The 18,798-nt window shown below is 70.7% G+C and carries 20 protein-coding genes; 9 read left to right on the top strand and 11 right to left on the bottom strand.

Annotated elements, in window-relative coordinates; translation table 11 throughout:
• The first annotated feature begins 7 nt into the window (after positions 1–7).
• From AJAP_RS23180 to AJAP_RS23155, 6 genes are read left to right on the top strand one after another with little or no spacing between them, the layout of a single operon-like run.
• On the top strand, positions 8–1,372 hold the full coding sequence (locus AJAP_RS23180; RefSeq protein ID WP_038515201.1) for an aldehyde dehydrogenase family protein: 1,365 nt from the start codon (positions 8–10) through the stop codon (positions 1,370–1,372).
• On the top strand, positions 1,372–2,406 hold the full coding sequence (locus tag AJAP_RS23175) for an FUSC family protein (RefSeq protein ID WP_038515199.1): 1,035 nt from the start codon (positions 1,372–1,374) through the stop codon (positions 2,404–2,406). Before AJAP_RS23180 ends, AJAP_RS23175 begins: the two co-directional genes overlap by 1 nt.
• Positions 2,407–2,434: 28 nt before the next feature.
• Positions 2,435–3,484, top strand: a complete 1,050-nt coding sequence (locus AJAP_RS23170) for an NAD-dependent epimerase/dehydratase family protein (protein WP_038515197.1) — start codon at positions 2,435–2,437, stop codon at positions 3,482–3,484.
• A complete protein-coding gene (locus AJAP_RS23165) occupies positions 3,481–4,290 on the top strand; it encodes a nucleotidyltransferase (protein ID WP_038515196.1) in 810 nt (269 codons plus the stop codon). The genes AJAP_RS23170 and AJAP_RS23165 overlap by 4 nt, the downstream gene beginning before the upstream one ends.
• Complete coding sequence (locus tag AJAP_RS23160) at positions 4,287–5,024, top strand: metallophosphoesterase family protein (RefSeq protein ID WP_174492040.1); 738 nt, start codon at positions 4,287–4,289, stop codon at positions 5,022–5,024. Before AJAP_RS23165 ends, AJAP_RS23160 begins: the two co-directional genes overlap by 4 nt.
• Positions 5,021–5,692, top strand: a complete 672-nt coding sequence (locus AJAP_RS23155; RefSeq protein ID WP_038515195.1) for a phosphate signaling complex PhoU family protein — start codon at positions 5,021–5,023, stop codon at positions 5,690–5,692. Before AJAP_RS23160 ends, AJAP_RS23155 begins: the two co-directional genes overlap by 4 nt.
• A gap of 216 nt (positions 5,693–5,908) precedes the next feature.
• Here AJAP_RS23155 and AJAP_RS23150 read toward each other — a convergent pair whose 3' ends face one another.
• From AJAP_RS23150 to AJAP_RS23100, 11 genes are all read right to left on the bottom strand, one after another.
• Positions 5,909–6,472: a hemerythrin domain-containing protein gene (locus AJAP_RS23150; protein ID WP_038515193.1), complete on the bottom strand. Its 564-nt coding sequence runs from the start codon at positions 6,470–6,472 to the stop codon at positions 5,909–5,911.
• 62 nt (positions 6,473–6,534) lie between these two features.
• A complete protein-coding gene (locus AJAP_RS23145) occupies positions 6,535–7,209 on the bottom strand; it encodes a DUF6766 family protein (RefSeq protein WP_038523714.1) in 675 nt (224 codons plus the stop codon).
• 98 nt (positions 7,210–7,307) lie between these two features.
• A complete protein-coding gene (locus AJAP_RS23140; RefSeq protein WP_051972569.1) occupies positions 7,308–7,688 on the bottom strand; it encodes a hypothetical protein in 381 nt (126 codons plus the stop codon).
• A 42-nt stretch (positions 7,689–7,730) separates the two neighbouring features.
• Complete coding sequence (locus tag AJAP_RS23135; RefSeq protein WP_038515191.1) at positions 7,731–8,342, bottom strand: flavodoxin family protein; 612 nt, start codon at positions 8,340–8,342, stop codon at positions 7,731–7,733.
• A complete protein-coding gene (locus AJAP_RS23130; protein WP_038515189.1) occupies positions 8,339–9,646 on the bottom strand; it encodes a UDP-glucose dehydrogenase family protein in 1,308 nt (435 codons plus the stop codon). Before AJAP_RS23130 ends, AJAP_RS23135 begins: the two co-directional genes overlap by 4 nt.
• The gene (locus AJAP_RS23125; protein ID WP_407639379.1) at positions 9,639–10,577 is read right to left on the bottom strand and encodes a glycosyltransferase family 9 protein; all 939 of its coding nucleotides are present in this window, start codon (positions 10,575–10,577) and stop codon (positions 9,639–9,641) included. Before AJAP_RS23125 ends, AJAP_RS23130 begins: the two co-directional genes overlap by 8 nt.
• Entirely contained in the window at positions 10,574–11,260 is a 687-nt protein-coding gene (locus tag AJAP_RS23120) for an SDR family oxidoreductase (RefSeq protein ID WP_038515187.1), read from the bottom strand. The genes AJAP_RS23125 and AJAP_RS23120 overlap by 4 nt, the downstream gene beginning before the upstream one ends.
• Complete coding sequence (locus tag AJAP_RS23115) at positions 11,260–12,618, bottom strand: PfkB family carbohydrate kinase (protein ID WP_038515185.1); 1,359 nt, start codon at positions 12,616–12,618, stop codon at positions 11,260–11,262. The genes AJAP_RS23120 and AJAP_RS23115 overlap by 1 nt, the downstream gene beginning before the upstream one ends.
• Positions 12,615–13,178: a D-sedoheptulose-7-phosphate isomerase gene (locus tag AJAP_RS23110; RefSeq protein ID WP_038515183.1), complete on the bottom strand. Its 564-nt coding sequence runs from the start codon at positions 13,176–13,178 to the stop codon at positions 12,615–12,617. Before AJAP_RS23110 ends, AJAP_RS23115 begins: the two co-directional genes overlap by 4 nt.
• A gap of 16 nt (positions 13,179–13,194) precedes the next feature.
• Positions 13,195–14,817: a carbamoyltransferase family protein gene (locus AJAP_RS23105; RefSeq protein ID WP_038515181.1), complete on the bottom strand. Its 1,623-nt coding sequence runs from the start codon at positions 14,815–14,817 to the stop codon at positions 13,195–13,197.
• A gap of 274 nt (positions 14,818–15,091) precedes the next feature.
• Positions 15,092–16,009, bottom strand: a complete 918-nt coding sequence (locus AJAP_RS23100; RefSeq protein ID WP_038515179.1) for an NAD-dependent epimerase/dehydratase family protein — start codon at positions 16,007–16,009, stop codon at positions 15,092–15,094.
• 70 nt (positions 16,010–16,079) lie between these two features.
• Between AJAP_RS23100 and AJAP_RS23095 the strand changes: the two genes are divergently transcribed.
• The 3 genes from AJAP_RS23095 to AJAP_RS23085 are packed head-to-tail and all read left to right on the top strand — an operon-like array spanning position 16,080 to position 18,731.
• Positions 16,080–16,967, top strand: coding sequence for a polysaccharide pyruvyl transferase family protein (locus AJAP_RS23095; RefSeq protein WP_038515178.1), 888 nt, complete (start codon positions 16,080–16,082; stop codon positions 16,965–16,967).
• Positions 16,964–17,836, top strand: coding sequence for a glycosyltransferase family 2 protein (locus tag AJAP_RS23090; RefSeq protein WP_038515176.1), 873 nt, complete (start codon positions 16,964–16,966; stop codon positions 17,834–17,836). The genes AJAP_RS23095 and AJAP_RS23090 overlap by 4 nt, the downstream gene beginning before the upstream one ends.
• Positions 17,826–18,731 carry a glycosyltransferase family 2 protein gene (locus tag AJAP_RS23085; protein ID WP_038515174.1) on the top strand — a complete coding sequence of 302 codons (906 nt, stop codon included), beginning with the start codon at positions 17,826–17,828 and terminating at the stop codon, positions 18,729–18,731. The genes AJAP_RS23090 and AJAP_RS23085 overlap by 11 nt, the downstream gene beginning before the upstream one ends.
• Positions 18,732–18,798 lie beyond the last annotated feature (67 nt).

Raw genomic sequence — 18,798 nt, 5'->3', positions numbered from 1 at the left:
GGTGCGAATGACGACGGTGGAACGGCCTGCCGTACTGGAGATCCGCGATCCCGCCGACGACAGTCTCGTCGGCAGCGTCAAAGCGGCGACGACCGAAGGCGTTCAGACGGCGCTCGCCGCGGCGAGGCGGCGGGCCCCGGGCTGGGCCGCCACACCGGCGGCCGAACGCGGGATCGCGCTGAAGGACGCGGCGAGGTCGCTCCGGGCGCGGGCGGGCGAACTCGCCGTCCTCATCGAGAGCGAGACGGGCAAACCCCGCGACGAGGCCGAAGAGGGTGTCCTGGCCGGAGCCGGGACCTTGGAGCAGTACGCCGAACTGGGACCGGTGCACCGCGGCCGGTCCCTGCTGGGTGATCCATCGGCCACCGACCTGATGGTGCCCGAACCCCGGGGCGTGGTCGTCGCGCTGACACCGTGGAACGACCCCGTCGCGGTGGCCTGCGGGCTGCTGGGCGCGGCCCTGGTCACGGGGAACACGGTGGTGCACAAGCCGAGCGAACGCTGCCCGCACACCGGAGCCTGGTTGGGGAACGTGCTGGCGGAGGCCTTTCCCGACGACGTGCTCCAGACCGTGCAGGGCGACGGAAGCGTCGGAGCCGAACTCGCGGCTCATCCGGACGTCGACGTCGTCGCCCATGTCGGTGGCACGGCCGCGGGGCGCTCGATCGCAGTGAGCGCGGCGCGGACCGACGCGAAGGCCTTGCTGGAGAACGGGGGGAACGATCCGCTCGTCGTCGACGCCGGCGTGGACCCGGTCTGGGCGGCCGAGCAGGCGGCGATCGGGGCCTTCGCCAACTCGGGGCAGATCTGCGTCTCGGTCGAACGGATCCATGTGCACCAGAACGTCGCGGACGCCTTCCTCACCGCGCTGGTCGCCGAGGCGGGCCACCGGAAAGTGGCCCCGCTCGTCGACCGGCGCCACCGTGACGGGGTGCACGCCCAGGTCGCGGAAGCGATCGCGCAGGGCGCCGACCCGCTCACCGGCGGGTTCGTCCCCGACGGCCCCGGTGCCCACTACCCGGCGACCGTCCTCGCCGGATGCACCCCGGGGATGCGGGTCCTGACCGAAGAGACGTTCGGCCCGGTCGCGCCGGTGACCGTGGCGGCCGACTTCGATCAGGCACTCGAACAGGCGGCCGCGGGCGAGTACGGCCTCGCGGCCACCGTGCTCACCTCCTCGATGGCCCACGCGCAGCGCGCCTGGCGCGAACTCCCCGCCGGGACCGTGAAGATCAACAACGTCTTCGGTGGCGCGCCCGGCGGGGCCGCACATCCGCGGGGCGCCAGCGGCAGCGGCTACGGTTACGGGCCGGAGCTGCTCGACGAAATGACGCAGACCAAGGTCGTCCACCTGGGTCCGCCGGGTCCGTGATGGGTGGGAAGACGCCGTTCGCCTGGGTCGCCCGGGCGTTCCGGGTGCCGGGGGAAGAACGCCGGAGCCTCGTCCAGACCGCGAAGGCCACGGCCGCGGCGGTGATCGCGTGGATCGTCGCGACGGCGGTCCTGCGGCTGCCTCAGCCCTTCCTGGCGCCGTACGCGGCGGTGTTCCTGGTGCAGGCCACCGTCTACCGGTCGCTGCGTGGCTGGGCACAGCAGGTCGGCGCCGTCAGCGTGGGGGTGCTGCTCGCCGCGGGCGCCGGTCAGGTCATTCCTTCGGTGACGGTGGCGCTCGGGCTGGTCATCTTCGTCGGCCTCCTGATCGGCTCGTGGCGGGGATTCGGCGATTCGGGGGTGTGGGTCGGGATCACCGGCATGCTGCTGATCTCCTATGGCAACGCGACCGAACCCGTCCTGCTCGCCGACCGGTTGCTGGAAACCGCGCTGGGGGCGGGGATCGGCGCCGTGCTCAACGCGGTGATCCTGCCGCCGCTGCACGGCGAACGCCTGCGGGCGGCGACCTCCCGGCTGGCATCGGCGATCGCCGACGTCCTCGACAAGACCGCGGAACTGGTCCGCGGCGGCGAGACGACCGACGGCCTGGACGACCGTATGGAGGACGTCCGCAGCCTGGTCGCGGAGGCGGAGGACGCGATCGGCTGGACCAGGGAGGGCCGGTACCTGAACCTCCGTGGACGGGGTGAGACCCGCGAGGAACCGTTGGCGAACCTCGTCTCCCTGTGGCATCCGCTCGCCCAGCTGATCGACGCCGTGAGCGAGGCCGCCCGCAGCGAGCAGCCGTTCCGGCATCCCGGCGAACACGCACGCGGGGTCGTCGGCGACCTGCTCGAAGCCCTCGCCGAGGTGGCCCGGTCGGGTGATCCGGCCGAACTCGATCGATGTCGCGACCTGCTCGGCGAGATCGACCACCTGCTCGTGACGCCCACGGACGAGGTCACCACCTCGATCGGGCTGGGGGCGATGGCGCTGCCCGCCCGGCGTCTCGTCCAGCGGCTCCACGCCGATTAAGGCGAGGCGACGGTGGGTAACCGTACCCATGAGCGGTAAGCGGATCGTCGTGACCGGCGCCACCGGCAATGTCGGGACGGCGGTGGTTCGCGCGCTGGGCGCGGACCCCGAGGTCGGCTCGATCGTCGGCGTGGCGAGGCGCCCGAGCCGATGGGAGAGCCCGAAGACCGAGTTCGTCACCGCGGACGTCGCCCGCGACGACCTCCGTGCCGTGTTCGACGGCGCCGACGTGGTGATCCACCTGGCCTGGCTCTTCCAGCCCACCCACCGGCCCGAGATCACCTGGCGCTCCAATGTGCTGGGTTCGATCCGGGTGTTCGAAACCGTGCAGGCCATGCGAGTGCCGTCGCTGGTGTACGCGTCGTCGATCGGGGCTTACTCGCCGAGGGACGACGACCATCCGGTGACCGAGGAGTGGCCGACCCACGGGTCGCCCAAAGCGGCGTATACCCGCGAAAAGGCTTACGTGGAAAGGGTTCTCGAAGCGTTCGACCGGAGTCATCCGCGGCTGCGGGTGGTCCGGGTGCGGCCGGGGTTCCTCTTCCAGAAGTCCGCTGCGCCCGAGCAGCGCCGGTTGTTCGGCGGGCCGTTCGTCCCGGGCAAGCTCGTGCGTCCGTCGCTGATCCCGGTGCTCCCCGACATCCCGCAACTACGGATCCAGACCGCGCACACCGAGGACGTGGCCGACGCCTATCGCCGCTGCGCGCTGCAGGATGTCAAGGGAGCCTTCAACATCGCCGCCGATCCGGTGCTGGACACCCGCGCGCTGGCGCGGATCTTCGGCGCCAAACCGGTGAAGGTCCCGGCACCGTTCGTCCGTCGAGCGCTGGCCGCGGCCTGGTCTTTGCACCTGATCCCGGCGACGCCGGGGCTTTTCGACGCCGTCCTGCATCTGCCGGTGATGGACTGCACGCGCGCCAGGGAAGAGCTGGGCTGGACGCCGCGATACTCGTCGGAGGACGCGATCGAAGCCTTCCTCAAGGGACTGCGGGAAGGCGAAGGATTCCCGACCGAACCGCTGAAACCGGACGTCGGCAGGGCACACGAACTGGCCACCGGGGTGGGGGAGCGACCGTGAACGAGAAGGAACTCCTGCACACGCTGACCAGGGTCGTGTCCACTTTGGACCAGACCGCCGTGCGGTTCGCCGTCGCGGGCGGCCTCGCCGTCTACGCGCGGGGCGGGCCGCCGTCCGATCACGACGTCGACCTCTTCCTCAAGGAGGAGGACATCGAGGTGGCGGCGGAGGCACTGGAAGCGGCGGGGCTGAGACGGGAGCACCCGCCGGAGGACTGGCTCACCAAGGTCTACGACGGCGACTGCCTCGTCGACCTGATCTTCCGGCCCAACCATCGGCCGGTCACCGACGAGATGCTCGATCGCGCCTCGCTGATGCGGGTCGGGGCGACCGCCGCGCCCGTGCTCAACGGGACCGACCTGCTCGTCGACAAGATCCTCGTGCTCAGCCCGCACCGGTGCGATTTCGCGCCGCTGCTGCGGATCGCGCGCGACCTCCGCGAGCAGGTCGACTGGCACCGGGTGGCCGAAGAGACCGCCGAATCGCCGTACGCGTGGGCGTTCCTGACCCTGCTCGCGGCCCTGTCCATCATCGACGGAAAGGAGCTTCCGATGCCCGAGGAAGCGCCCCAGTACCTGGTCGCCAGGCTGACCAAGGCGCTGGCGGAAGACCCGAGGACCGCCGAACTCGGCGTGCACGTCACCGTGCGCGGCGACCAGGTCCGGCTCAGCGGCGAGGTCCCGTGCGCCAACCGCAAGACCGACATCGAGGCGGTCGTCTGCGAACATATCGCGGCCGAGCTGGTGCACAACGACGTCCGGCTGGCCGACGTCCGGGAGCCGTCGCACGCCGAGGAGATCCGGTGATCCGGGTCGCCGCGGTCGGGGACGTCCACCTCGGGGAGGACAACCGAGGCCTGCTGCGGCCGGCACTGGACAACATCGCCGAACACGCCGACGTGCTGCTGCTCGCGGGTGACCTCACCCGGCACGGCAGCGTCGACGAGGCCAGGGTGGTGGCCGACGAGTTCGCCGGGCTCGCCGTCCCGGTGATAGCGGTGCTGGGCAACCACGACTATCACTCGGACGAGGCAGAGGCGGTCAGCGGGCTGCTGGAGGAAAGCGGGATGACCGTCCTCGAGGGTTCGGCGACCACTGTGGACCTGGAGGGCGGGAAGCTCGGCGTCGCCGGGGTCAAGGGCTTCGGCGGCGGGTTCGCGGGCAAATGCGCGAGCCGGTTCGGCGAACGCGAGATGAAGGATTTCGTCGAGCACACCATGGCGGCGGCCAAACGGTTGCGTGCCGCGCTGGAAGGGCTCGAACACGAGCAACCGGACGTGACCGTCGCGCTGACCCATTACTCGCCGATTCCCGGCACCCTGCACGGCGAACCGCCGGAGATCCACCCGTTTTTGGGGTCGTACCTGCTGTGCGAGCCGATCGACGACGCCCAGCTGGCCCTCGCCGTGCACGGGCACGCGCACTACGGCAGCGAACAAGGCGTCAGCCCCGGCGGGGTCCCGGTCCGCAACGTCGCCCAACCGGTGATCCGCGCGGCGTACGCGACGTATGTCCTCGAACCTGCGAAAGTGCTCACATGAGGGAACGATTCCACGGTCAGCTGAGCGTTCTCGGCGAGCTCCTGTCGAGTATGTGCGGCATGGCCTGCGAAGAACTGCACCTGGCGAACCGGGTCTTTCTCGACCGGGACGTCGAAGCCGCCGCCGAACTGGCGACGGTCGAGGCGAGACTGAACGCGGCACGGACCCGATGCGAGGAGTCCGCGCAGAAGCTGCTCGCCCTGCAGGCGCCGGTGGCAGGCGACCTGCGGACCGTACTCGCGGCGGTGTACTGCGCCGACCGGCTGGAGCGGATGGGCGACCTCGCCCAGCACATCGCCGACCAGGCCCTGCGAGCGCCGGAATTCGCCGTCCCCGACGCGCTCACCGGCCATTTCGGTGAGATGGCCGGGCTCGTCGGCTCGATGGCGGAAGACCTCGGCGCCGCGATCGAAGGCTCGACGGCGGAGGTGTTCCACTCGCTGGCCCGGTCCGACGAGCGGGTCGACGCGCTGTACGAAGAGCTGATGACCCTGGTGACCGAGCCGGACTGGGCCGACGGCGTCGCGCCCGCGATCTCGGTGGCGCTGCTGGCGCGGTTCTACGAGCGGTTCGCGGACCAGGTGGTGTCGGTGGCGCGGCGGGTGGATTTCGCGCTCACCGGGGAATTGCCGGAGTCTTCCGTGCGGGATGCGCCTGCTGAACTTTGAGGTCGCGCCGCCAGCGTCCGTGTCGCGAAAGCCACTTTCGGGACATCTAACGTCGCGAAAGTGGCTTTCGCGACACGCGTTTGGTGAGCGGCCCCGACGCATTCACCAGACTCGAAGTCCGTGAAGGCCTCCTTGAGGGACCCAGAGTCCCTCAAGGAGGCCTTCACGGACTTGACCGACGCGTGAGTGACCAACGCGTGAGCGCCCGGCGAAGGGTCAGGTCGAGCGGTCCGTCAGCGCGTCCCGGATCTTGTCGATGAACGCCGTCCCCGGCGCCAGGATCCGGTTCGCCGGCGGCCGGTCCGGAGCTGCGGGATGCGGCCTGGTCGGGGCGATCTCCTTGGCCCGCAACACCTTCTCGCCCAGCTCCCGTAGGTCTTCCGGCGAACAGGCGGCCTGGAGCTTCGGCAGCAGGTCGCCTTCCTCCTCTTCGATGTGGTGCCGGACGTCCTCGATCAGCTTGCCGACCAGTTCGTCGAACCGGTTGTCCGTCGGTTCCAGGCCGATGAGGTCGTTCATCACCCGTTCGGCTTCGGCGTGCTCCTCGATCTCGTGGTCGGCGACCTCGTCGCCGTCGGGGAGGTGCTTCCGCGCGGCGGGGTACATGTGCTGTTCTTCGGCGATCGAATGCCGCACGAGTTCGGCGATCAGGTGGTCCGCGAGGTCCTTGCGATGCCGATCGCCGCCCTTGCCGGACTCCAGTTCCTTGAAGATCCGTTCGAAGGCACGGTGATCTTCCGTGATCACCGTGACGAGGTCGTGTTCCGTGGTGGTGGTCATGGACACTCCTGTCCGTGGTCGTCAGTCCGACGCCGGGCGGATACCCGTTTCCCGCGGTTCAATCACCCGGATTCGTCGGTGGCCCGGTGCGGCGCGCCGACGGGTTTGGATTCCGGGGAGCCGCGCTGGCGCAGGTACACGCTGACCACCGCCATCGAGCCGATGGCGAGGAATTCCGACTGCCAGTTCTGCAGTGTGCGATTCCAGAAATCCGAGGCCGCCAGATAGCCGAACCACGACACCGGATCACCGAATTCGGTGAGCTGTTCGGCGTTGTAGGCGCTCATCCCGGCCACGGACTGGGCGAGCCAGGACAGCAGGAACAGCCCTAGCATCACCAGTCCGAGTGACATCGAGAAGATTCCCGTGCGCCAGCCGCCCGCCCTCACCCATTTCGGTGAATCAGCCATCGCGTGGCGTCCGACCTGCTGTTCCTCGTCCGTTTCCAGCCCTTCCCGGCCGGCCGGTTTCGATTCGGGGGAGCCTCGTTGCAGCAGCCACACGGTCGCGAAGACGTAAAGGAAGAACTGCAGGTATTCCGATTGCCAGTTTTCGGCGACGTCGACGGCGAAGTCCGCGGACGCCAGGTAGTCGAGCAGGCCGACCGGCTCGGCGGCGTGGCTGAGCCGCCCGTCGTTGTAGTCCGCGAGCCCGGAGAACGCCTGTCCCGCGAGACTCAGCAGGAACAGCAGCCCGAAGCCCAGCGAAAGGGCGTTGTCACGAAGAAAGCGCCGCATCATCCGCCCCCTTCACCGGTGCAGCAGGCCCAGCAGGACGCAATAGCCGAGGACGGCCACGACGAAGACGAGGTACACGGTGAACACCGGACGCGCTTTCATGGGCCACCCACGGCGCAGTCGTAGACCTGTTCGTTGCGGTGGCGGCAGCCCGCTCCCGTGATCACCCATCCGGTGGACGACTCGTGCAGGAAGAGCGTGTCGCGGGCGGTCTTCACCTGGGCTTCTTCGCTCCAGATCGAGACCGTCTCCGGTGTGCCGTCCGGGACGTTCGCACCGGACAGGCCGCGCTCGCAGCTTTCCGGTGCCCAGGATTCCCTCGCCCGGGGCGCGAGCAGCGCGCACGCCGAGCGGTGGTCACCCGACGCGAGCGCGCCGAGGAACCGCCCGGCTGCCTCTCGCGCCGGCTCTTGCCCGCTCGCTCCCGCGCAACCGGCGAGCAGCAGGCACGCGCCGAACGCCAGCGTTTTGACGATCACGGAAAACGGGTACCCGGCCCGCCCGGCGGTTACACCTCGGGGTCAGGACGCGGGGTACTGGCGCTCGCGCAGCAGGTTCGCCAGGTGGATCGCGTTGCGCGCCAGGGTCGCGTTGGTCGATTCGACCGCATCGGGCGTTTCGTCGAGGTCGTTGTAGTCCCCGCCCTTCATCGCCTCACCGTTCCAGTAGGTCCCGCCCTGTGCGGGCACGGTGAACCCGATGTCGTTGAGGGCCTGGAAGAGATCGGCGGTGATCTTGTGCGCGCCGTCCTCGTTGCCGACGACGGCGGTGACGCCGACCTTGCCGAACATCGCGGGCCTGCCCTCGTCGTCCGTTTCGGACAGTTCGGCGTCGAGCCGTTCCAGCACTCGTTGCGCCACGCTGGACATGTGGCCGACCCAGGTCGGCGTCGAGATCAGCAGGATGTCGGCGGCGGCGATCTTGCGGCGGATCTCCGGCCACGCGTCGCCGTCGCCCATGTCGCCCTCCACGCCCGGTTTGACGTCGTGGTCGACCACGCGCACGAGTTCGCCGGTGGCGCCGTGCCCGGCCAGTTCGTCCAGGAGCTGCTGCGCGATCAGCGCACTGCTCGACGGGGCGGGCGACGGTTTGAGCGAGCACACCAGTGCGAGGGCCTTCAACGGCTGGGTCATCCTGTCCTCCTGTTCGGATCGGTGCCGAGTCCCGTGTGGACGAAGCCCGCTTCGCCGACGGTCGCCGGGTCCAGGAGATTCCTGGCGTCGACGACGACGGCGCGTTCGGTGGCGGCGGCGAGCCGGTCCCAGTCGAGTTCGCGGAACTCGGGCCACTCGGTGAGCACGACCAGCGCCGCCGCGTCCTTCGCCACCAGGTACGGGTCGCCGACGACCTGGACGGTGTCCGGTTCGACGGCTTCGACGCCGGGGTCGTACGCGGTCAGCACCGCGCCGCTCCTGGCGAGCTCCCGCGCGACCGCGAGCGCGGGGGAATCGCGCAGATCCCCGGTTCCCGCCTTGAACGCCAGTCCGAGCAACCCGATACGGATGCCCGAGAGCGAGCCGTCCGAAACCCCGGTGATCGCGCGGCGGATCTTCCGCACCACGGCCGCCCGCTGACGGGCGTTGGCCTTCATGGCGTCACGGAGGATGCCGAAGTCCACCCCCGCGTGTTCGGCGGTCCGCAGCAGCGCGGCGGTGTCCTTGGGCAGGCACGAGCCGCCCCAGCCGGGGCCGGGCACGAGGAAGGCCGGCCCGATCCGGGAATCGAGTCCCATGAGCCGTCCGACGTCGCGGATGTCGGCGCCGTAGTGCTCGCAGAGTTCGGCGAGGACGTTCACATAGGACACTTTCAACGCCAGGAACGCGTTGCTGGCGTACTTCGCGAGCTCGGCGCTCGCCGGATCGGTGAACCACACCGGCGCGTTCGTCTCCCCGTACAACGCGGCGACGCGTTCCGCGGCCGTCCTGTTCCCGGGGACCGAGCCGAGGACGACCCGGTCGGGCTGCAAGAAATCTTCGACGGCGTGCCCCTCGCGGAGGAATTCGGGATTGCCCACCACGGGCAGATCCGGTCCGAGCGATTCCGTCAGCCGGGCCCCGGTGCCGACCGGAACGGTCGACTTGGTGACGACGACGCAGCCGGGCGTGAGCAGTCCGGGCAGCGTGGCCACGACCTCGTCCAGCAACCGGACGTCGGCGTCGCCGTTCTCCCCTTTCGGCGTGGGCAGGCAGAGCAGTACGAAGTCCACATCGGACAGTTCTTCCGGCGCGCCGGTGAAGCGGAGCCGTCCGCAGCCCAGCCCGTCGCGGACCAGTTCCGTGAGCCCCGGTTCGGCGATGGTGACCTCGCCCCGGTTCAGCTCGTCCACTTTGGACAAATCGTTGTCGACGCAGACCACCTGGTGGCCCAGATGAGTGAAGCACGCCGCGCTGGTGAGCCCGACGTATCCGGCGCCGACCACCCCCACCCGCTCAACCACGGGAGGCTCCCGTCCGGAGCAGATCCTCGGCCGCGGTGAGGACGCGTTCCTCGCGCAACAGCAGCAGACCCGGATCCGGGGCGCCACCGTGCGGGTCGCCGACGTCCCCCACCCAGAGGACCGTATGCCGCCGGTCTCCGGCGGGTGGGCCCCAGAGGCGCGGTGGGGTCGGCCCGAACAGCAGCACCGACGGCGTCCCGTACGCGGTCGCGAGGTGGCCGACACCGGTGTCGCCACAGATCACCAACCGCGCCTCGGCCACGGTCGCGGCCAGCTCGGCGAGGCCACCGCCCACGAGAGCCGCGTCGCCGGGAAGCCCGGCCTCCTCGACGATCGCGCGGACGAGAGGCGCTTCCGGCGCGCTTCCCGTGACGACCACCCGATGCCGGGCGGAGAGCTCCCGCGCCACCCGCGCGTATCGGTCCGGCGGCCAGCGCCGGGCGGCGAAGGCGGCACCGGGGTGGATCACCACCGCGTCTGCCGCCGGGCTGGGGCCGGGCGGCTGGGGCAGCGCGAGGTCGTCGCGGTCGGCCGGGATACGCGCGGCCTCGAGCAGACGGCACCAGCGGTCGACCTCGTGCGCCTCGGCGGGCCAGTCGGGGCCGTCGACGCCGGGGAAGTCCGGATGCCGGTGGGTGATCAGTTCCAGCGGATCCTGGGCGAGCAGGTCGTGGATGCTCTCCGGGCCGCGGCCGTGCAGGTTCACCGCCAGCCGCGGCGGCTCGCCGGGCCAGGACAGTTCGCCGAGCCCGGCCGTCGGGAGCAGTTCGTCCACGGCGTCGATCAGCTCGACGAGATCGCGCAGGTTCTCGGGCGCGGCGAGGACGAGCCGTTCGTCGTCGAAGGCGCGGCGCAGGGCCCGCAGGGCGGGGACCGCGGTGAGCAGGTCTCCCAGGCCGAGGGCGCGCAGCACGAGGATGCCACCGGTCACGGCCAGGACCCCTCTTCCGAAGCGCACACCACGAGCTCGCGGACCTCGCAACCAGGCGGTTGGGAGAGAGCGAAGACCACGGAGGCCGCGACGTGCTCGGGCTGGTTGAGTTTCGCGTCCGGCGGCGGCTTGTACTGCTCGGCCCGGTCGTCGAAGAACGCCGTGTGCATGCCGCCGGGGACGAGCAGCGTCACCCCGACCCGCCCCGCGAGCTCCATGGCGAGTGCCCTGGTGAAGCCGACGACGCCGAATTTCGACGCGCAGTAGGCACTCGCGTCCCCGGCGACCCGCAGGCCCAGCGTCGACGCGCAGGTCACCACCGTGCCGCGGCTCAGCCGCAGATGGGGAAGTGCCGCGCGGACGACCGCGGCGGTGCCGAGCAGATTGACCCGGATCACGCGTTCCCAGTCCTCGGTGGACACTTCGTCGAGCGGGCCGCACGCGTCGGTGCCCGCCGCGGTGAAGACGCCGTCGATCCCGCCCGCCCGTTCGGCGAGTTCGTCCACGGCGCGCGCGGCCGCGGCGGAATCGGCCAGGTCGGCCCGGACGAACGCGACGTCGCCCGCCGGTTCGGCGCGATCGACGACGAGAGGTGTGCCGCCCGCCTCGCGGACGGCTTCGACGGTCGCGGCACCGAGGCCGGAGGCGCCGCCGGTGATCAGGACGTTGCCGAGAGGGCGCATCATGCTCCTTCCGCCGCGGCCACCAGCCGGGAGGTGGAATAGCCGCGGATGGTCGGGATCAGGACGATTTCGCCGCCGTGCCGGCGCACCACGGCGCTTTCGGGGAGTTCGGTGTCGGCGTAGTCGCCGCCCTTGACCCAGACGTCCGGGCGCAGGCGGTCCAGCACGGCGGCCGGATCGGGTTCGTCGAACACCACGACGGCGTCGACCGAGGCGAGTTCGGTGAGCAGCCGGGCGCGGTCGCGGGCGGTCACGATCGGCCTGCCCGGCCCTTTCAGGCCACGCACCGAGGCATCGGAGTTGAGGCAGACGACGAGGGCGTCGCCGAGGGCACGCGCCTGTCGCAGCAGGGCGGCGTGGCCGGGGTGCAGCAGATCGAAACAACCACCTGTTGCCACGAGCCTGCCGCCTCGTGCGCGGACCCGTGCCGCGAAGTCGAACGCCGAAGTGCCGTGGTGGTGGGCTTCCGGTTTCGGCGAGTCGTCCACTGTGGACAATGTGGCGGCACCGCCGGTCGCGACGAACCGGGCCGCCGTCTCGACGCCGGCCGCCACGGCGTCGGCGGTGGACGCGCCGTCGAGCAACGCCGCGGTGACCGCGGACGCGAAGCGATCACCTGCGCCGCAAGTGTCCTTGGCGACGACTCCCGACGGCGGCCGGAACGTCGTGCACTGCCCGCCTTCGGCCAGCACCGCGCCGTGCGCGCCCGTGGTGACGCTGACGGCGTCGGCCTTCCACCGTGCGTGCACCCGTTTCGCCAGCTCTCCGGCGTCGGCGCGGGTCTCGGTGAGCTGCTCGGCTTCGGCGAGATTCGGGGTGGCCAGCCGGACTCCCGCGACGGGCTCGCTCCCGCGGGGATGCGGATCCCAGACGACAGGGATCGTGCCCGCCAGTTCGGCGAGCAGCGCGCGGATCTCCGGATGACCGGTCACGCCGCGGCCGTAGTCGGCGACGAGGATCGCGCCCGCCGACCGCAGCGCCGCCCGGACGCCGGAGGTGAGCGGCGAGAACTCGGCCCTGCCGTCACCGCTGTCGAGCCGGACCAGTGACTGCCCCGCGACCCGCACCCGCTTCTTCGTGACGGTGGTGCCGTGCAACGGCATCGGCACCACGCGGACTTCGTGCTCCAGCAGCCCGGTCAGGGCCCGTCCGGCCGGATCATCACCCAGCGGAGTGACCAGCACGACCTCGGAGGTGGAGCGGGCCGCGAGCAACGCGGCCAGCCCGGCGCCGCCCGGCCGCCGCCGTTCCCGGACCAGGTCGACCACCGGGACCGGCGCGTCCGGGCAGAGCCGGTCCGACGTGCCGTCGACGTCGACGTCCAGCAAGGCGTCGCCCAGGACGACCAGCGGCCTCACGTGGGCACCCCGAGCGCGTCGTCCAGCGCGGTGCACAGGGCGTGCACCAGCGCGAGGTGGACCTCCTGCACGGTCGCCATCGACGGTGCCTCCACCGGGATCGCGTCGGTGCACAGCGCGGCCAGCGGATTGGGGGAGGGGCCGGTGATCGCCCAGGTGGTGACGCCGAGTTCGTGGGCGGCCTTCGCGGCCGCGACGACGTTCGGGCTGCCGCCGCTGGTGGAAAGGCAGACGAGGATGTCGCCGGGGCGGCCGTGCGCCCGCACCTGCCGGGCGAACACGTCGTGCTCGCCGTAGTCGTTGACGATCGCCGTCACGGCCGAGGTGTCCGCGTGCAGGGCGATCGCCGAGAACGGCTGCCGATCGTTGCGGAACCTGCCGACCAGCTCACCGGTGAGATGCTGCGCTTCGGCGGCGCTCCCGCCGTTGCCGCACGCGAGCAGCCGTCCGCCGGAGGACAGCACGGCGGCCAGCTGGTCACCCCAGCCACGGATCTTCGGCGACCAGGAAGCGGACTTCCCGGCGGCCTCGCTCAAAGCCGCGAAGTGTTCTTCGATCACGACACTCCTCCAAAGGTCAGGGACGGCGGACCACGAACGGTCCGAGGGCGAGCAGGTCGATGGGGGCCGAACCGAAGCACTCCAAGGCGTCCCTGGGGGAATCGACCATCGGCCTGCCCGCGGTGTTGAGACTGGTGTTGACCACGGCGGGGACGCCGGTGCGGCGTTCGAACGCGCCGAGCATCCGGGCCACGAGCGGCTCGTCGTCCGCGTCGACCGTCTGCACCCTGGCCGTTCCGTCGACATGGGTGACGGCCGGGATCTTGTCCCTCCATTGTGGAGCGACGTCGTGCACGAAGAGCATGTAGGGACTGGGAAGCGGGCCGCGGGAGAAGATCTCGCCCGCACGGTCGGCGAGCACCATCGGGGCGACCGGACGGAACTGTTCGCGGCCCTTGACGTCGTTCAGCCGTTCCAGATTGGTCTCGTGCCCGGGATGCGCGAGCAGCGAGCGATGGCCGAGCGCGCGCGGGCCGAACTCGGACCGGCCCTGGAACCAGGCCACGATCCGGTTTTCGGCCAGCGCTTCGGCGACGGTCTCGGCGACGTCGTCCGGCCGCTCGTAGCGCACGTTCGCGGTCTTGAGCGCGTTCTCCAGCTGGTCGTCGGTCCAGCCGCGGCCGAGATCCGCGCCGGTCATCGGGCCGCCGCGATCGCCGAACTCCGCGGCGAGCTCCAAGGCCGCGCCGAGCGCGGTGCCGGCGTCACCGGCGGCGGGCTGGACCCAGATCCGGTCGAACGGTCCCTCGGCGTGGAGCCGGGTGTTGGCGACGCAGTTGAGCGCGATCCCGCCGGCCAGCGCGAGGTCGCCGTGCCCGGTGTGCTCGTGGAGCTTGGTCGTCAGGTCGAGAAGGACGTCCTCCAGGCACCGCTGCACGCTCGCGGTCAGGTCGGCGTGCACCTGCCCCGGTTCCTGGCCGGGCTCGACGGCGGGAGCGAACGACGCCCAGTCGATCTCGTCGGTGCGGAACCCCATCCCGTTGGTGTGCACGCTTTCCGCGATCCGGTCGAGGAAGCGGGGTTTGCCGTAGGAGGCGAGGGCCATCACCTTGTACTCGTCACTGGACCGGGCGAAACCGAGGTGCTCGGTCAGATCCTCGTACATCAGCCCGAGGGAATGGGGCAGCCGTTGCTCGGCGAGTTCCTCGAACTTGCCGTCGCGATACTCGCCCGCGAGATACGACGTGCTCTCGCCACGGCCGTCGGCGACCAGCACCGCGCAGTCGCCGAACGGCGCCGCGAGCGCGGCCGAAGCGGCGTGTGCGACGTGGTGCCGGACGAAGCGGACGGTCGCGGGATCCAGCCCGGGCAAGGCCGCCTTGAGGAACGCGGGAGCCCGGCGGGCGAAGTCGGTGCGGAGGCATTCGTTCTTCCCGTCGTGCCCCGCCATGCCCGGCTCCACGAGCGCCGGATCGTACGAATAGCCGACGGCGTCGAGATCCTGAGCGGAGATCCCGGCCTCGGCCAGGCACCACGCGGCGGCCTCGACGGGCTGTTCCCAAGCGGAGAACGGCACGGGTCGTTTGCCGTGTTTGCGACGGCTGAACCGTTCTTCCTCCGTCGCCGCCACGATTTCGCCATCGACGACCAGGGCGGCGGCCGGGTCGTGGAAGACGGCGTTGACACCGAGTATGCGCACCGGGCCACCTCTCCGGTCGGGGCCGCGGGCCGTGACCCGCGCTTACTCCCGTAGCGCTACCCGGTGCGTTCGGGGATAAACGATGCGGCGCAAAAGCCCAGGACGTCGCTACTGAGCGAAGCGTCTGTCGGGGGAAATGGGTGAGACGACGCGCGTGATCAGAGGGACGACACACGTGACTGGACGGACGACACACGCCTGACCCGGAACCTGCGCCGAGCCGTCCGCCTGGACACGTGTGTCGTCCGTTTGATCACGCGTGTCGGCCATCCAGTCACGCGCCGACGGTGCGTGGAAGTCCTTCCGCCAGAACGATCTCCGGCTCCCAGCCGAGTTCGCGGCGGGCGCGGGAGATGTCCGGGCACCGGCGGGCCGGATCGTCGACGGCGGCGTCGACGTATTCGATCCGGGACGCGCTGCCGGTGACGGCCAGGATCTCCTCCGCGATCCGTAGCACGGTGAGTTCGTGCGGGTTGCCGAGGTTCACCGGGCCGGGCACGTCGGAAGCGGCCAGCGCGATCAGGCCGCGGACGGTGTCGTCGACGTAGCAGAGCGACCGGGTCTGGCCGCCGGTTCCGGTCACGGTGAGCGGCGCGCCCGCGAGCGCCTGTCCGATGAACGTCGGGATCATGCGGCCGTCGTCGGGACGCATCCGAGGTCCGTACGTGTTGAAGATCCGCGCTATGCCGGTGTTCACGTCCCGCTCCCGGCGCATGGCGGAAGTGAGCGCTTCGGCGTATCGCTTGGCTTCGTCGTAGACGCTACGCGGGCCGATCGGGTTCACGTGTCCCCAGTATTCCTCGCGCTGCGGATGCTCCCGCGGATCGCCGTAGACCTCGCTCGTCGACGCGAGGACGAAGCGGGCGCCGTCGCGTTCGGCGATGTCCAGCGCCCGTTCGGTGCCGTACGAGCCCGCGCGCAGCGTCTCCAGCGGAAGACGGAGGTAGTCACGCGGCGAGGCGGCGGACGCCAGGTGGAAGACGACGTCGAACGGGCCCGGCGCGGTCATCGGCCCGGTGACGTCACGGGAGAGGAGCCGGAATCCCGGACGGTCGAGCAGATGCGCCACGTTGACCGTGGCGGCGGTCGCGAAATTGTCGGCCGCGACGACCTCCGTTCCCGCCTCCAGCAAACGTTCGCACAGATGCGAACCGACGAAACCCGCGCCCCCGGTCACCAGCGCTCTGTCCATGGCGACGGGCTACCCGGTGCGGGCCCGGAAAAAACCGTGTGAACGCGGACAAGCCGGGTAAGTCTCCGATATGCGTGCATTGGTTATCGGCTGGGCCAGCTTCCGCCACGGCGAGGCCACCGCGGGAGACGTGCTCAGCATGCGCAGGGTCGACGAGGCGTTGTCCACCATGGGGATGGAGCACGATCTGGCGTGGAGCCCGGTCTACCGGCCCGGGGACGTCAACTACGAAGAGGTGGATCCGGCCCGGTACAGCCACGTGGTCTTCGTCTGCGGGCCGGCGCACGGATGGCAGATCCGGGAGGTGCACCGGCGCTTCGCCCATTGCCACCGGATCGCGGTCGGGGTGTCGGTGATCGACCCGGAGGACGACACGGTCACGGGCTTCGACCAGGTTTTCCCTCGGGATCAGGGGAAGGTCGGCACGCCGGACCTCTCCCTCGGTGTGCCGACCGACCAGGTACTGGTGACCGGCGTGATCCTGGCACCGCCGCAACGGGAGTACGGCGAGTCCGGTCGCCACGCGGAGGTGCACGCGTCGGTGCGGGAGTGGATCGCCGGAGTGGACTGCGCCCGGGTGCCACTCGACACGCGGCTGGCGTCGTCGGATTGGGAACGCTGCGAGACACCGGATCAGTTCACCTCGATCCTGTCGCATCTGGATGTCGTGGTCACGACGCGCCTGCACGGCCTGGTGCTGAGCCTTCAGGCCGGGGTGCCGGCACTGGCCGTCGACCCGGTCGCGGGCGGCGGCAAGGTCAGCGCCCAAGCCGACGCGCTCGGCTGGCCCGCGCTCGTCCCGGCCGAAGAAGCGGGGGATCGGGACGTGCTCGACTCCTGGTGGCGTTGGTGTTCTTCGGTGCAGGGCCGGGCGGTGGCCGCGCTCCGGGCACTGCCCGCCGACAACGGGCTCATGCGGGACATGGTGAAGGCACTCAAGACCAGGCCGGTGCGATGAGCGCCGCCTCGACGACGGTGGTGATCGCCACCCGCGATCGGGCACCGGAACTGGAACGGACGTTGCGAGAGCTGACCGCGTTGCGGCCGCCTCCGCCGATCGTGGTGGTGGACAACGGTTCGTCCGACGGCACGGCGGCCAGGGCGGCGGCGTTCCCCGGGGTGCGGGTGGTCCGGTTGCCGCGCAACATCGGTGTGGCGGCCCGGAATCTGGGGGTCGCGGTGGCTCGGACGCCGTATGTCGCCTTCAGCGACGACGATTCCTGGTGGGCCGAAGGCGCGCTCGCCGAGGCGGAACGGATCCTCGACACCCACGACGATGTCGGCTTGGTGGCCGCGAAAACCCTGGTCGGCGAGGAAGAACGGGAGGATCCGGTCGTCCCGATGATGGCCGCGAGCCCGCTCGGCAGGCCCGAGGGGCTTCCCGGACCGGCCGTGCTCGGGTTCCTCGCCTGTTCCGCGATCGTCCGGCGGACCGCCTATCTGCAGGCGGCAGGCTTCCATCCGCTGCTGCATTTCGGCGCCGAGGAGCGTTTGCTGTCCTACGACCTGGCGGCGCGCGGATGGTGGCTCTGCTACGCGGAGGCGGTGCGCGCGCATCATCATCCGTCTTCGGTGCGGCCGTCGTCGTCCTGGCGGGAGCGTGCCGAACTCCGCAACCGCATGCTGATCACGGTGATGAGACGGCCCGTACGCCGATGCCTCGCCGAGGTTTTCCGCACGCTGGCCAGGGCGCCGAGGGAACCACGCGTACTCGGCGCGCTCGCCGGGGTGGTGCGGCGCCTGCCGTGGGCGCTCGCCGACAGACGACGGCTGCCCGCTTCGGTGGAACGCCGGATACGGGTACTGGAACACGCCCATGGAGGATGAAGTGAAGGACCGGATCACGGTCGTGGTGATCACGCACAACCGCCGGGCGCAGTTGCTGGAGACGCTCGCCTCGATGACCGCGCTCCCCGACGCGGCGCCGATCGTGGTGGTGGACAACGCTTCCACCGACGGCACCGCGGACGCCGTCGAAGAGCGGTTCCCCTCGATCCGGCTGATCCGCGCGCCACGGAATCTCGGCGCCGTCGCGCGCAATCTCGCCGTCCGCGAAGTGGAGACGCCGTACGTCGCCTTCTGCGACGACGACACCCGATGGCAGCCCGGATCTCTGCGCCGCGCCGCCGACCGGCTCGACGCGTTTCCCGGGCTGGGCGTGGTGACCGGCCGGTGCCTGGTGGAGCCGTCCCTGACCGAGGATCCGATCACCCCGGAACTGCGCCATTCACCGGTCCCCGGCCCGGAATGGCTGCCCGGTCCCGCTCTGCTGGGTGTCATGGCGGGGCTTTCGGCCGTCCGCGTCCGCGCGTTCCACGACGTCGGCGGATTCTCCGACCGGATGTGGCTCGGGGGAGAGGAGGAGCTGTTCGCCCTCGACCTCGCGAGCAAGGGCTGGTGGATGTGCTGGGACGAGGAGATGGTGATCCATCACGCTCCCTCGCCCGTCCGCGATCCGCGACGACGCCGGCAACTCGGCATCCGCAACACGCTGTGGACGTTGTGGCTGCGGCGACCGCTCGGCAGTGTCCTGCGCCGGATGGTCGCGGTGCTGCGTTCGGCGCCCCGCGATCGGGCGACGTTCGCGGCGGTGGCGGAAGCGGTACGGGGGATTCCGTGGGTGGTGCGGGAACGGGCGGTGGTCCCGGTGGCGGTCGAGCGGGGGCTGGTCCTGCTGGAGGAATCGCAGCGGAACTCGGTCGCGCGCCGGTACGTCGGGTGACGCTCGGCGCTTCTCGGAGGCCAGGCAGGTTGCGAAAGCCACTTTCGCAACCTTCAACGTTGCGAAA

Origin of the sequence: Amycolatopsis japonica (genome assembly GCF_000732925.1) — a bacterium.
Lineage (GTDB): Bacteria > Actinomycetota > Actinomycetes > Mycobacteriales > Pseudonocardiaceae > Amycolatopsis > Amycolatopsis japonica.
This window is presented reverse-complemented; position numbering and strand designations above follow the sequence as displayed.